This window comes from Sporosarcina sp. AD_1 (assembly GCF_057373025.1).
This window is the reverse complement of record NZ_JBPVIR010000005.1, coordinates 24,644-39,030: the sequence shown is the minus strand read 5'-3', so window position 1 is coordinate 39,030 and position 14,387 is coordinate 24,644. Positions and strand designations below refer to the sequence as shown.

General features: G+C 42.9%; 12 protein-coding genes. 9 read left to right on the top strand and 3 right to left on the bottom strand.

Features of this window, described 5'->3' with window-relative positions; all coding sequences use genetic code 11:
- Nucleotides 1-161 precede the first annotated feature (161 nt).
- The 3 genes from ACSW3C_RS10855 to ACSW3C_RS10845 all read left to right on the top strand — a co-directional run bounded on the left by ACSW3C_RS10855 (nt 162) and on the right by ACSW3C_RS10845 (nt 4,480).
- Nucleotides 162-806 (top strand): TetR/AcrR family transcriptional regulator, encoded by a 645-nt coding sequence (locus ACSW3C_RS10855; protein WP_486562608.1) that lies wholly within the window; start codon nt 162-164, stop codon nt 804-806.
- 240 nt (nt 807-1,046) lie between these two features.
- Nucleotides 1,047-2,606 carry a fatty acid--CoA ligase family protein gene (locus tag ACSW3C_RS10850; RefSeq protein ID WP_486562607.1) on the top strand — a complete coding sequence of 520 codons (1,560 nt, stop codon included), beginning with the start codon at nt 1,047-1,049 and terminating at the stop codon, nt 2,604-2,606.
- 170 nt (nt 2,607-2,776) lie between these two features.
- Entirely contained in the window at nt 2,777-4,480 is a 1,704-nt protein-coding gene (locus tag ACSW3C_RS10845; protein WP_486562606.1) for a methyl-accepting chemotaxis protein, read from the top strand.
- 62 nt (nt 4,481-4,542) lie between these two features.
- Here ACSW3C_RS10845 and ACSW3C_RS10840 read toward each other — a convergent pair whose 3' ends face one another.
- Nucleotides 4,543-5,424 (bottom strand): LysR family transcriptional regulator, encoded by an 882-nt coding sequence (locus tag ACSW3C_RS10840; RefSeq protein ID WP_486562605.1) that lies wholly within the window; start codon nt 5,422-5,424, stop codon nt 4,543-4,545.
- Between the two features lie 97 nt (nt 5,425-5,521).
- Between ACSW3C_RS10840 and ACSW3C_RS10835 the strand changes: the two genes are divergently transcribed.
- Nucleotides 5,522-6,607 (top strand): citrate/2-methylcitrate synthase, encoded by a 1,086-nt coding sequence (locus ACSW3C_RS10835; RefSeq protein ID WP_486562604.1) that lies wholly within the window; start codon nt 5,522-5,524, stop codon nt 6,605-6,607.
- 46 nt (nt 6,608-6,653) lie between these two features.
- Here ACSW3C_RS10835 and ACSW3C_RS10830 read toward each other — a convergent pair whose 3' ends face one another.
- A complete protein-coding gene (locus tag ACSW3C_RS10830) occupies nt 6,654-6,923 on the bottom strand; it encodes a Na+/H+ antiporter NhaC family protein (RefSeq protein WP_486562603.1) in 270 nt (89 codons plus the stop codon).
- A 718-nt stretch (nt 6,924-7,641) separates the two neighbouring features.
- Here ACSW3C_RS10830 and ACSW3C_RS10825 point away from each other — a divergent pair.
- Together ACSW3C_RS10825 and ACSW3C_RS10820 are read left to right on the top strand one after the other, a co-directional pair.
- A complete protein-coding gene (locus ACSW3C_RS10825) occupies nt 7,642-8,553 on the top strand; it encodes an STM4504/CBY_0614 family protein (protein ID WP_486562602.1) in 912 nt (303 codons plus the stop codon).
- A gap of 180 nt (nt 8,554-8,733) precedes the next feature.
- Nucleotides 8,734-9,051 (top strand): hypothetical protein, encoded by a 318-nt coding sequence (locus tag ACSW3C_RS10820; RefSeq protein ID WP_486562601.1) that lies wholly within the window; start codon nt 8,734-8,736, stop codon nt 9,049-9,051.
- A 381-nt stretch (nt 9,052-9,432) separates the two neighbouring features.
- On the opposite strand, the gene ACSW3C_RS10815 is transcribed toward ACSW3C_RS10820, so the two are convergent.
- Entirely contained in the window at nt 9,433-10,563 is a 1,131-nt protein-coding gene (locus tag ACSW3C_RS10815; RefSeq protein ID WP_486562599.1) for a YecA family protein, read from the bottom strand.
- Between the two features lie 633 nt (nt 10,564-11,196).
- Here ACSW3C_RS10815 and ACSW3C_RS10810 point away from each other — a divergent pair.
- Genes ACSW3C_RS10810 through ACSW3C_RS10800 form a run of 3 tightly spaced genes read left to right on the top strand, consistent with a single transcriptional unit; the run spans nt 11,197 to nt 14,262 of the window.
- Nucleotides 11,197-13,173, top strand: coding sequence for a S9 family peptidase (locus ACSW3C_RS10810; protein WP_486562598.1), 1,977 nt, complete (start codon nt 11,197-11,199; stop codon nt 13,171-13,173).
- Nucleotides 13,174-13,189: 16 nt separating this feature from the next.
- Nucleotides 13,190-13,735 (top strand): GNAT family N-acetyltransferase, encoded by a 546-nt coding sequence (locus ACSW3C_RS10805; RefSeq protein ID WP_486562596.1) that lies wholly within the window; start codon nt 13,190-13,192, stop codon nt 13,733-13,735.
- Nucleotides 13,732-14,262 carry an SF0329 family protein gene (locus tag ACSW3C_RS10800; RefSeq protein ID WP_486562594.1) on the top strand — a complete coding sequence of 177 codons (531 nt, stop codon included), beginning with the start codon at nt 13,732-13,734 and terminating at the stop codon, nt 14,260-14,262. The genes ACSW3C_RS10805 and ACSW3C_RS10800 overlap by 4 nt, the downstream gene beginning before the upstream one ends.
- Nucleotides 14,263-14,387 lie beyond the last annotated feature (125 nt).

The window sequence follows — 14,387 nt, the reverse complement described above, 5'->3', positions numbered from 1 at the left end:
AAACATAATAAAATAATCATGATTATTTATTAATATCGATTATTCTATCACAGCGAATTTCGAAGAACAATGACAAAACTTAATTTTTCGGCAAGCAAATATTGTATACTGTGTAATATTGCAAGTTATGCAGATTAACAACTAGTGTGGGGTGTTGGAAGTTGAGCAATAAAAAAATCCAAATGAGCAGGATGTGGAAATATTTCATTGAAGCCACCGTAGAAGTGATTGAAGAAGAGGGGATCAATCAAGTGACCATCCGGAAAGTGGCGGACCGCGCGGGATACAATAGTGCCACAATCTATAATTATTTCGATGAAATCTCACATCTCGTCTTCTTCGCTTCAATGAAATTGCTGAAGGGATATGTAGAGGACGTAGCGCAGTACATTAATAGAGGAAAGACGCCGCTTGAAAAGTACTTGCTGGCGTGGGAGTGTTTCTGCAAGCATTCTTTCCTGCAACCGGAAATCTTTCATGCCGTGTTCATCATGGATCTGGGAGACCAGCCTGAGAAAATGCTGGAATACTATTATGAGATGTACCCGGCCGATTTGATTAACATTCCGGAGGAGCTGAAGCCGATCCTTTTTGAACGGAGCATGACGAAACGGGGAAAATCGCTTCTTAGCCTGGCGGCAAAGGAAGGGCAGCTGGAAGAGAAACGGGTCGATGATATTAATGAAATGACCAATTTGGTTTGGCAGGGGATGCTTACGAACATTTTAAACAACCGTTTGGATTACAGTTTGGAAGACGCCGAGCGTAAAACAATGGAATATATTCGGCATATTGTGAACGTGTAACGGAACGCTGAAAGCATTGCTCTTTTACAAGAGTACGCAGCGAGCTCTTGCAAACAAGTTGGCTATAGTGAAAAAGCATAGTCTGGGAATGGGCTATGCTTTTTTGGCATGCAATTCGCTTGCCAGAAGGATAATTGAAAGATAGTTGAAATCTATTGTTATATTTAAATTTTTCTTATATAATAACAGAAGGTGGAAATGAATGAGTATTCATTCAAAATGAATAAAGGGGGAGTAACGTTGAATTTAGTTTCACGTGTTTACGAGACGGCAAAAGAACAGCCGGACAAAACGGCGTATCACTTCATGGGGAAAGATACTTCGTATGCCGAGTTCGATCAGTCTGTGTCGATGTTTGCATCTGCTCTTCAGGATTTGGGGATTCAAAAGGGAGATCATGTCGCATTTTTATTAGGAAATACACCACATTTTCTAATCTCTTTGTATGCGACAATGCGTATTGGGGCGACCGCCATTCCGGTGAATCCGATTTATTCACCAGATGAAATTTCGTATATTTTACATAACAGCGATGCGAAAGCGGTCATAGCGCTCGATGCCTTAATTCCGCTTGTGGAAAAAGCGTCAGGTGCTTTTCCGTCAATCGGCCATTACATCATTTGTGAGACGAGCCCGGATTCGGAAGAAAAGCTGAAGGCGCTACCGGATGAAGTGAAAACAAAGGTGTTGCCGTTTTCCCGATTGATTATGGCTGGCAGGCCAGATGTGACACCTGTTGATGTGGATGAAAATGAAACCGCTATCATCCTCTACACGTCCGGTACAACGGGGCATCCGAAAGGGGCTATGCTGACCCATAAAAACTTGTATTCAAACGCCCGCGACGTCGGCGATTATCTCGGCTTCTCGGAACATGACCGCGTCGTGGCCACTTTGCCAGTATTTCATGTGTTTGCTCTGACCGTCGTCGTTAACGCGCCGTTGCTGAAAGGGGCGACTGTGCTGTTAATTCCGCGCTTCAGCCCGCAGGACGTGTTTGCTACGATCCGGAAAGAGAAGGGGACAGTGTTTGCCGGCGTTCCGACGATGTACAACTTCCTTTATCAATATCCGGAAGGCAACCCGGAGGATTTCCAGACGATCCGGCTAGCCATTTCGGGAGGCTCGTCGTTACCGGTCGCATTGCTTCATAATTTCGAGGACAAGTTCAAAGTCCGTGTTTCAGAGGGCTACGGGCTTTCTGAGGCGGCGCCGGTCACGTGCTTTAACCCACTCGATCGCGACCGGGTACCGGGTTCCATTGGGACCAATATTGTCAACGTGGAAAACAAAGTCGTCGATGAGTTTGGGGATGAAGTGCCGCGTGGCGAGGTTGGCGAATTAATTGTCCGCGGACCTAACGTTATGAAAGGCTATTACAAAATGCCAGAGGAAACGGCGGCGGCCATCCGTAACGGCTGGCTATACACAGGTGATTTGGCAAAACAGGACGAGGAAGGCTATTTTTATATCGTCGACCGCAAAAAGGATATGATTATCGTCGGCGGCTATAATGTGTACCCGCGCGAAGTAGAGGAAGTGCTGTTTGCCCATCCCGCAGTCGTGGAAGCTGCCGTCATCGGTGTGCCCGATCAAGACTTCGGCGAAGCAGTCCATGCGTTCGTCGTCCTGAAGAAAGACGCATCGCTGAATGAAGAACAGGTGAAAGCCTACTGCGCGGAAAAGCTCGCCAAATACAAAGTGCCGGAGCATGTAGAGTTTCTGGACGAGTTACCGAAGAATACAACAGGAAAAATCCTCCGTCGTTCATTGAAATCACAGATCGGTGCGAAAAACTAATATGTCATCAACAGCCTTTTCCAATTGGTACTTCTATTGGAAAAGGTTTTTTTAATGCAAAGGTCTTATTTGGTAAATAGAAAGATATACCCAAACCACCTATTAAATTCATGTCGAAAAATGACGATAAAAAAATAGAGGTCATGAATTTATTGGCAGGGGGAGCGCTTATGCGTTGGACAGTTCGGAGGAAATTAAGTGCCATCTTCACCTTGATGATCATGCTGATTATCGGGATGAGTGTGGCAGGCATTGTGAGTACATATAAATTGAGTGAGAACACCGATACGATCAATAAAAGAGAGATACCGAAAATTGACCGGATCAACAGGCTTGAAAAAGGAACACAGAATATTTTAGGGTTAGCGCAGCGGCATATTTTGTCCAAAGATCGTGAGTTTGAAGACCGATACAGCCAGCAAATCTTCGAAGAGCAAGACAATGTGGTGGGCGCATTTGATTCATATGATACTCTGCTTGATTCGGCACATGAAAAAGAGCTGTTAAATGATGTCGTGAAGGAGTGGCAGACGTTCCAATCCCAAATTGATGGCATTTTGACATTAAGTGCGGCAAACCGTGATGAAGAGGCGACAACCAAGTCCTATGACGCCATCATCTCGGCGAATGCGATGCAGGAGAAACTTCAGGAGTTAAGCCAATTGCATCATGAGGAATTGGAAGCGATAGAGAAAGAGGGAGACATGCTCTACCGTTCTGTGTTGATTATCTTATCGGTCAGCACAATTATCGCCACGTTGATTGCGATTCTCGGCATCCGCTATTTGATTCGTACCATCCAGCGTCCGATCGTCCAGCTGTCTTCTTCGTTTAAGCAGATGGCGATAGGCGATTTGACTGTTCAGCCGATTGAAGTGAAGACGAAGGATGAAATCAGTGAACTCGCTAGCGACTTTAATTATATGGCGAATCACCTGCGTGAAATCATGACGGATTTGAATGAACACGTTGATACGCTTGCATCAACATCCACGCAATTTGCGACGAGTGCGGATGAATCGTCCAAAGCCTCTGATCAAATTACGAATGCGATTATTGAAGTGTCCGAAGGTGCGTCCGTCCAACTGGAAAGCGCGAGATCCAGCAGCACGATAGTGGATGAGATGGCAGAGCAGATCCACCAAACAGTCGGATCGATCGAGCATGTTTCCACTTTGGCTCAAAATACATCCGAGTTGACGAAAGAAGGCGTGGCCGTGATGAAGTCCACAGTGCAGAAAATGGACGATATCAGGCAATCTACAGACAAGACATCCACTGTCGTCAATTCATTGCATACGAAGTCTTCCGAAATCGGCAACATTGTTTCTATTATTACGGGCATCGCAGAACAAACCAACTTGCTGGCTCTCAATGCGTCTATCGAAGCGGCACGGGCAGGAGAGCACGGTAAAGGCTTTGCGGTTGTTGCCGGTGAAGTCGGCAAATTGGCGGCGCAATCGGGCAACGCGGCAGCGGATATTCGCAAACTCATTGAAGAAATACAGCAAGAGGTGGGCGGCGCCATTACTGCTATGGAAACGTCAAAAACGTTCGTTGGGGAAGGCTTATCAATGGTCAATCAAACTGGCAGCTATTTCCGTGATATTGAAATACATGTACAGGAAGTAACGGAACAAGCTCTAGAAATTGCGGCCATTAGTCAAGAGGTCAACCAAAGCACAGAACGCATGAAGCAACTCGTTGAAGAGGTGGCGAACATGTCAGAGCGAACAGATCTCAGCGCGCAGGACATCGTTGCAGCTTCTGAGGAACAAAGTGCCACCATGCAAGAGATCTCTGCTTCTTCCACAGTCCTCAGTTCCATGGCGGATCAGCTTAAAGATATGACATCCCAATTCAAATTACAATAAACGACAAGCGCCGGTTCCCATTGGGGGCCGGCGCTTTCTTGCAGGTACGGAGCCGTACAAGATCATCCAAAATAATAGTGTGATATATGCTGAATAAATTCCTCTTCCAACTCTCCTTTTCGTTTCCAAACTGCATAGGTCGAGACTTTCGGCAACTCGAAAAGCGGAAAGTGAGGCTGCATAAGACGCCCCTCGATCAATTCCCTCCGAACGATGGAAAGAGGTAGAAATGACACGCCCAGCCCTTCTTGGATGAAACGCTTTGCAATATGGGCCTGGGTCACTTTCATTGTCCGGATGCCGGGAATGTTTTTCTTCAGCTGGTGCAAAAGTTCATTCCAATAGACGGGATGGTGACCGATGAGAAGATAGTTCATTTTCAATACCTCCGCTACGTCAATCGGTGGACCGCTTTCCTCGTCGTAGCTATCGACAGGCATGACAAAGACAACAGGATCCTCATAAATTCGTTTAGTTTCCACGTTTCTCCCTGCAGAACTTAACGCTGAAATCCCGAGGTGGACGTCGCCACGATCTACAAGGCCTTCAATTGCTTCCGATTCCTCTACCTGTATCGATAACTCGATGTCTGGATGTTTCCTTTGAAAGGTTCGCAGAAAGTAAGGGAGCATGGTTTCGGCCATTAACGGAGAGATGGCGATTTTCCATGTCCTTCGATATCCTTGAGCAAAGGAGTGCATGCTTTCAATTGTCGCCTCCATATCCTGAATCAACTGCACAGCATGGGCGTAAAATAATTTTCCTGCGTCCGTCAGCGTTACACGATTTTTCAGCCTGTCGAACAACTGGAGTCCAAGATCATCCTCCAGCAATCGAATATGTACAGTGACACTAGGCTGTGAAAGCGAAAGCCGCTCCGAAGCCTTCCGGAAGTTCAGCTCTTCTGCTGCCGCAATAAATGTAGTAAGCCATTGGTAATCCATCCTGTCACCTCTTTACTTATTTTAATCAACTCGATAGAAAACATTTAATTTATATAAATGTATCGCGAAATTATACTAAATAAAAGGAGGAATGGTCATGTTTCAAAAAGGATTAAAAGATATCGTAGCAGTGCAAACGAAAATCGCATCGGTCGATGGTGATAAAGGGGAATTAAGGTACCGGGGGAAACTCGTAGGAGAATTGGTGGGACAGTATTCTTTTGAACAGTTAGCTTACTATGTCTGGCATGGCACCTTGCCAGATGCATGTAAACTCGGAGAGCTAAACGAAAAATTAATGGAGGGCAGATGTTTGCCTCCGCATGTAATTGCGATTATTGATGCCTTCCCTGCACAAACTCCATTGATGGATGTCATGCGTACTGCCATTTCGGCATACGTTCATCCACAATTTAAACAACTCTCGATCGAGCATCAATCGATTATCCTAACAGCCGCATTGCCTGTTATCATTGCACGTCATTACCGAAAAATGCATGCTCTATCAATTATCGAACCGAATGAGGAACTTTCGCATACTGCAAATTATTTGTGGATGCTGACAGGAGAAGAACCGAAGAATGTACATGTCCAAGCGCTTGAAACCTATTTACTGCTAACAATGGAACATGGAATGAACGCATCCACTTTCGCAGGCCGGGTAACGATTTCAACGGAATCCGATGTAACGGCGGCTGTCACTTCTGCGCTAGGTGCCATGAAAGGTCCATTGCATGGTGGTGCTCCGTCGGCAGTCATTGAAATGTTGGAAGAGATCGGTTCAGAAGATAATATTCGTGCAGTTGTAGAAGGGAAATTACAAAATGGCGAGAGGCTCATGGGCTTTGGCCATCGCGTTTATAAAACGGAAGATCCCCGATCGATTCTATTACGAAACAGTTGTTTACAGCTGGAAGGAAAAGATGCTTGGCTGGATCTTGCAACGAAGGCGGAAAAAGAAATCATCGAATTGCTAAAGACATACAAACCGGGTCGTAACCTGTATACGAATGTTGAATTCTATGCCGCCGCCATCATGCGGGCCATCAACTTCCCACCGGAATTATTCACACCAACGTTCAGTGCGGCACGCATTGTCGGCTGGACAGCCCATGCAATGGAACAACTGAGCGATAATACTATTTTCCGTCCGCAATCAGTCTATGTAGGAGAATTCGAATAAAAGAAACAGCCAGGCATTACATAAACAATGCCTGGCTATTTTTTTTCTATAAATAAAAACCAAGTGCTACAAAAATAATCAATCCGATGAGTCCAACTAAGAGACAATAGGGGATTTGCGTTCGGACATGGTCGATATGGTCGACCGCTGCTCCTGTCGATGCCAAAATGGTCGTGTCGGAGAGTGGAGAACAATGATCTCCAAAAACGCCCCCGCCAGCAACGGCCGCAATCGTTGCGAGCACAAGCGTCGTAATATCCCCGCCTGCGAAACCGAATGCAACAGGTACTGTAATCGGTATTGAATAAGAGATCATTAACAACCTTATTGATTTCATTTATACGTAATGTGGCTATTTCCTATAAGAATACATAAATCATTACTACCCTAAAGGGTATAATCTTTCTATCTTAGGATGACTGTGTTTTAATTGGAAAAGAAAGGTGCGAAATTTTAGTGTTAGGGGTTATTAATATAGATAAATATCTAAAGAATATACAAGAACAGCAGAAGGCAATGGAAAGGATTGCAGGTGTCGGAGTTGGTGTAAGCGGAAGTGGCATTTAAAGAAGAAGACAATATGACCTTTGCAGACCTAAACCATAGAATAATTGTCAACCGCCTACAAGCAGAATTATTTTCTACCATGTTTTACGTACTCGTACTTCCATGAGAGAAAGGTCGAGACCAATCAGAGGTCAAAAGGAGTTCATTAACCTTATCAAGCGTCCTAAGGATGCTGAGAACGAGAAATATGTGAAGTTACTCTTAACAGATAGCCAATGGAGAACATGCCGTAAGCACTTCAAGGCGTGTCGAGATGACAAAGAACAATTGTACTTGGAGCATAGCCACATAATTTATGACTTCTTATTGCATAGAGAAGAAAATACATCAAAAACGGTAGAGTGAATACACTATCGTTTTTTTTGTTGTACTGTCTGGAAATCAATACAAGAGGAGGTAGTGACATTGCTGCTATTGAATTTTATGGTTATAATAGTGTTGATAAATAGTAAACGGGGGGCTAATAGGTGGTTTTTGATCTCTTTTCAAGAAGAAACTCTACAGATGTAAGAACCGACGTTTATGAATATGAGGAGATTCCACAAAGTTTTAGAACACAATTCGCCATGCTAATCTGTGAGGTAGTAAATGAATTTAAGCATGGGTATGTAACTGATAGTAGTCGTTTTTGGGATATTGTCGTAAAGGAAATACAAATTGAATTGGGACTGTTGAATCTTGAGAGTAGTGTAAGTTATAGACATGGCGATGAATATAGTGTGGACTATGTAATGTCATTTCTTCTAAGTACCGATAATAAATCAGCACTCGATGTGATGGATTTATTAGTGTTTTATCATCACGCTTATTCTGAGTCCAATTCAAATGTTGAAGAAAAATGGAAAAGAGCAGTCATTAGAATTAACAGGAAATTAAAAGAAAATTCATTAGGGTATGAAATTGTAGGAAATAAAATAATTAAAATAGATAATCAATATATACATAACGAGGTTGTGAGGACAGCAATTCAACTACTACAAGAACAACAGTTTCATGCAGTTTCAGAAGAGTTTCTTAAAGCGCATGAACACTATAAACAAGGCGATTATAAAGATGCTATTGTTAGTTGTGGGAGAGCATTTGAAAGTGTTATGAAGGTAATTTGTAAGGAATTAAATTACCCTTTTAACCCTAACGATACGGCAAGTCCTTTAATTTCTCTTTTATTAAAAAACGAATTTATACCGTTATATTTACAAAATCAGTTCACTGGTATAAATAATACTTTAGTGAATAGTGTTCCGACTCTTAGAAATAAAAATGGTGGTCATGGAGATGTAGATGTTAATGTAATACCCGATTCTATAGTTAGGTATACTTTAAATTTATGTGCAACTAACATAGTTTTCTTAGTAGAACGATTTAATGAGATTAGATAGAAATTACCAAAAGCATATCACAATTAAGTGGTGTGCTTTTTCTACATATAAAGCATATTATTAAGCTACTTATAGCCCTTTCCCTACACCTATTATACCACGAAAATTTTTAATAAACATAGTAGTAATGAAACGGTTTGCTTGCTAAGATTGGCTTAACAGGTGGTAGGAGGAATAAATATGAGTTTTTTTGACAGCCAATGTTATAGTACGCTAAATGATGGTGAATGGAACTTGTTCTTAGAAGCATATCGCTCATATGAGATTCAAGAGTGCCACCATGCAATCTATTTAAGTGGGTTAAAAAAAGATGGTGAAAAGATTCGAGAAAATGCAGAAAGCCGCATTGAGAAAATGAGAAATGCGGGCTACCAAGAGTTATTTGGTGATTTTGGGGCGAATTTTACTGAGAGTATTGAAATAGAACTTGAAACGGAAGGAAACTATAATTTCTTTAAGCTATTTGACTTGATGTTTACTAAGAAAAGAAAATTGTAAGGCATTATGAAAACAGGGCAAGTTTTTCTACTTGTCTTGTTTCTTTGTGTAGTACATTGATATAACAGTACTGTGAGCATCATCCATGTTAAGCTAGAGCAAGGATGAATATTGGTTGGCAAAGTTGTAATAAAGAACAACATGTGACTTTATAAGAGATATTTTTACCGTGTATAGAAGTTGGGATACTTGTTTTACTACACGCTTCACCACAGAGCAAGAAGCGTTCAGGGGGCTTGTATGAGTGTTGAGGATAAGGTAATCATTTACATAGGGTGTCAACTTGTTGCCACAGAGTGTTCCTGCTGGCATGTAAGAGCATAACAAAAGGACTTGCATATATGATTTTCATACGCACAAGTCCTTTGAATTCTGCATTTATCAAAGCTTCAGTTTGAATAAATTTAATTTAAAAGTATTCATCATACTTTTAAATCTCAATTCAGGTGTAGGACTAATGAAACTTAGAAAAGCTTCTGAGATTATTTTTTTTTCACTTGAAGAAATACTATCAATCACCTTTGGAGAAAAGTATATGTTCTCACTATATTCTGCAAGACAAAACGAAATGTAACTAAATAACAGACCATCATCTCTATTATCTATTAGAGCTTTTAGGAATTCACCATAACATTCATCTTCTTTGAATCTGGAAACAATTATAAGAGTTTCGTCATTTTGGGGAACAACAGAAATATAAACACTCGGTACAAATAACTTTTCATCATAATCATAAATGTTAATTGTTTCTTTGCCATTCAAATCCACTATCACTGCAACTGCCGTGGTAGCTGTGAAGCCAACTTTAAAAGGCAAGATTTTAACGAAACTTTCCAGTTCATCAAAAGATTTGGTTTCGTAAATTTTTTTAAACCTACTATACTCAATTTCCATATCCTTGATATTCAACTCATTATTACGGTATTGACCTAAAATTTCTAAGTTTCTGGTAGCAGAAGGGAACTTTTTAAAAATATTTGGATAATTTCTTTTTAATCTATATTTTCTGTGTGCTTCAAAACAATGTGCTCTAAATGCATATGCGAAATTTTGTTCATCTAAATCTTCATATGGTTTATCTTCGATATTAGAAAAATATATTTCATCATGATGCTTGCAAAATCCATAAAAAGTGCTTGCTTGATTTTTTCCTTTTTTCACGAATTCTAATTTGGGTAATAAAGTTTTTTCGTCAAAGTTTATATCTAGCCAATATACATGATTATTTTCTGCAATCTTATCTAGAACACCATTGTTTTGAAGAGAATGTGCGCCAATGTATCCCTGTTCACAATCCTCTTTTGAAAAGCCGAAACACATTTTAAAATCGGTGTCCTTAAATGACTTATGTGCTTCGAAATAAAGGCGTTTTGAAGTATATTCATCGCTTGTAACCTTTTCATTTTTGCTTCTCAAGTAGCAACAAAACTTGTATTTATTTTCACTACCGCAAGGACATGGTTTGTAAGGTTCAAATCGAAATTTTTTTAATTCGTGATAGGACTTGAACACACTTTCACCTCCGAATTCCTTTCTGATTACCTAATAGTAGATAAAATTGCTCTATTTTTTAATGACAGAATAATTAGTCGGTAATTGAAGAATACCATAGTAGGTTATAAGTTGCATAGAAAATGAAGAGATATTGAAAATGTGTAACAAAAATGATTAACCGTTACCGTAGTCGATACGATAAGGTCTAGTAACGCTTTACACGACTGTTAAAGAACCTGTGATGAAACACATCTATTATTAGTAAAGATTGCTCTAATTGGATAGCGGGTGATAAGGCAGTGAACCATGGGTTGTGATGCTTCAGAAAGTCTTCATTTCCTAACGCTCTCTTCAATAAATCTGGAAAGCCCTGAGACCTCCACCATTTAAAAAGACGCCTATTATACAGGCGACCGCAAGTGACAGGATGGTATTCCTAGTTAGAAAAGCAAGCGCTACCGCTATGAAAGGCGGAAGGATAGATAAAAATCCCAAATTCGTTTCCACTTCCTTTATGAATTAATCTAGCAAGCTAGTTGTTAAATACCCTGGGTAAACGAAATGAAACGAAAGCAAAATAATATTTTAGGAAGAAGGAGTATTGTTACGAGTGTCGAAATATGTAAGAGAGAAAAAGAAGGGGGAATTACTATGGAAAAGCAAAAAGTGAAAGTACAAGATTTATATACACTCCAATCCGTTACAAACCCGCATATCGCACCGAATGGCAAGGAAGCGGTATTCGTCAAAACGCATATTGATGAAGAGGAAAATAAATACGTTGCGAACTTGTATCATGTTGATTTGGCAACGAATGAAGTAACGCAATGGACGTATGGAAAACAGCGCGTGTCCTCTCCCGAGTGGTCCGCAGACGGCACGCAGCTTGCCTTTCTATCAAATCGGGACGATAAAAACCAACTTTATGTCCTTTCGGCAAAAGGCGGGGAAGCTCGAAAGGTGACTTCGTTTGAAAATGGGGTATCCAGCTTCGTCTGGTCGCCTTGCGGGGAAAAAATTTGGATCAACGCCTCTGTAAAAGAGGGCAAGACCTTCACGGATAAAGAAGAGAAGGATGACAAGAAAAAACCGGAGCCGGTTCGCGTGACGAAAATGAAATATAAAGCGGACGGCGTTGGCCTGTTGCCGCAAGATACGTACCGGCACATCGGAGTCGTCGATCTGGCGACAGAAGAAGTGACGCAATTCACAGAGGGCAATCACCAATATGCCTTGCAAACTGTCTCGCATGACGGCAAGAAGCTTGTCATGAGCGTGAACCGGGAAGAAAACCAGGATTTCGAATTCCGCCAGCCGTTGATTCTCGTCGATATCGAGACGAAAGAAGAAACAATTATCGTGGAGGAAGAGGGCTATTATGGAGGGGCGACATTCTCATTCGACGACCGCTATATCGCATTTGCGGGCTCCGATCGTTCCTTCCAAAATGCAACTCATACTCATTTGTACGTATATGACACGAAGCGGGGCAACCGTTTAAATGTGACAGAAAGCATTGATGCTCCGGTAGGGGATGCGACAGTCGCCGACCATCAGCAAGGGGCAAGTGCACCGACTGCTGTATGGACGAAGGACGACCATCTGTATTTCCAATTGGCGACGATGGGCGATGTGCGCCTTTATTTCGCGACGCTGGAAGGCGAATTATATCCGGCTTCTCCTGAAAATGAGCACGTCTACGGATATGATGTGGACAAAGACGGCACGTTTGCACTCGTTACGGTGACGGATCCGATCAATCCAGGTGAGCTGTATAAACTGGAGATTGCGACTGGCGAACGGGAAGCACTCACTTCTTTCAATGAGGATTATGTGAATGGAACGGAGCTTGTGAAACCAGAAGCAATCCAATTCAAAGGCTCAAAAGACTGGGACGTGCACGGCTGGCTCATGAAACCGGCGGGCTGGCAGGAAGGGGAGAAATACCCGCTTGTCGTCAATATCCACGGCGGTCCGCACGCGATGTACGGCAACACATTCTTCCATGAAATGCAGTTGCTTGCAGCGCAAGGATGGGGCGTCCTGTACGTCAACCCGCGCGGCAGCCATGGCTATAGCCAGGAATTCGTCGATGCGGTGCGAGGCGATTATGGCGGCGGCGACTATGAAGATATCATGGCGGCGGTCGATTATGCACTTGGGGAAAATGAGTGGATCGATAAAGAACGACTTGGCGTGACAGGAGGCAGCTATGGCGGCTTCATGACGAACTGGATCGTCGGCCATACCGACCGTTTCAAGGCTGCTGTGACGCAGCGCTCGATCTGCAACTGGATCAGCTTCTTCGGTGTATCTGACATCGGTTACTATTTCAGCGAGTGGCAAATTCTTGCCGACATGAAAGACGTGGATACGCTTTGGAAACATTCACCGCTGAAATACGCAGAAAATGTGAAGACACCGTTGTTGATTTTGCACTCGGAAAAAGATTTCCGCTGCCCGATTGAACAGGCAGAACAATTATTTATTACTCTAAAAAGCATGGGGAAAGAAACGGAATTTGTCCGTTTTCCGGACGCGGACCACAACTTATCGCGGACCGGAACACCGAATTTACGCATAGAGCGTCTAAATGAAATTACGGGCTGGTTCGCGAAATACTTATAAGAACCGAGGGAACATATTGAATTACACAACTGACACAATCACAATCAGACCGATCAAAGAAGACGACTTGCACCGCCTTTGGGAGCTGAGCTTCAAAGATAAAGATCCGGAGTGGAAGCAATGGGATGCGCCATATTATCCGCACGAACCGATGCCATATGAGAAGTTCTTGGAACGCAAAGATAAAATCGTTGAACAAGAAGACTTCTGGGGCATTGAAGCGGAAGGCAAACTGATCGGAATGGTGAGTTATTACTGGGAACACAAGCCATCCTTATGGCTCGAAATCGGCGTTGTCATATATGAGTCGGCTTACTGGAGCGGCGGATATGGAACGAAAGCACTCACGATGTGGATTGAACATCTGTTTACGACCATGCCGCTCGTCCGTGTCGGCCTCACGACTTGGTCGGGCAATGAGCGGATGGTCCGCGTAGCCGAAAAACTCGGCATGACCATGGAAGCTCGAATCCGCAAAGTCCGTTACTGGAACGGTGTCTATTATGACTCGATCCGGCTGGGCATGCTACGGGAAGAATGGGAGGCCCATCGCTCGAAATGAGATGGACCAAGCTAAAACAACTGGCGGAAGGGCTGCTGTGCGAAAAGCTGCAAGGTCGCGTGCACTATCACGTAGTCGTTCATCGGAAAAGCCATGACCAGACAGGGACTTTTCGAGTGACGCTCGATGGAAGGGAAGTATTCCGGGCCTCCGACATTCCATTCGCCCGACAAGCGAATGAGCGGGGACGGGAGCTGCAAGAGGAAAGACAAATTGATCCCGTCAAGTGGGAAGGGGACTGGCAATCCTTTTGGGAGTCTGATGAACTGAAGCAGCTTCATGCGGCATATGATGACGCGGAAGATGAAGTGAAAGCATTGGGGTACTACCCGGCATGGGAAGTGGTGCCGCTGCTGTTTGACTATGTACATTTGCCAGTGGAGAAAGCCGTGGTTCATGCCCATCCATTCATCCGGGCAGTTGCGGTATTGGACCGGCGTGTCGGGAAGCGGACATTGGGTCAGATGGATGTAGCGGGAGAGTCGGAATTGGTAAAATTCTTTTATTCTCTTCGCATAGAAAGTTAGGAAACAAGGATCATTTAGACCGTAAGTAACGGCTGAATGATCCTTTTTCATGGAAATAAATAATTTAGTGAGTGATTACTCACTTTACAATAGCGAGGTAATGAATTATCGTAGTGAGTAATCAC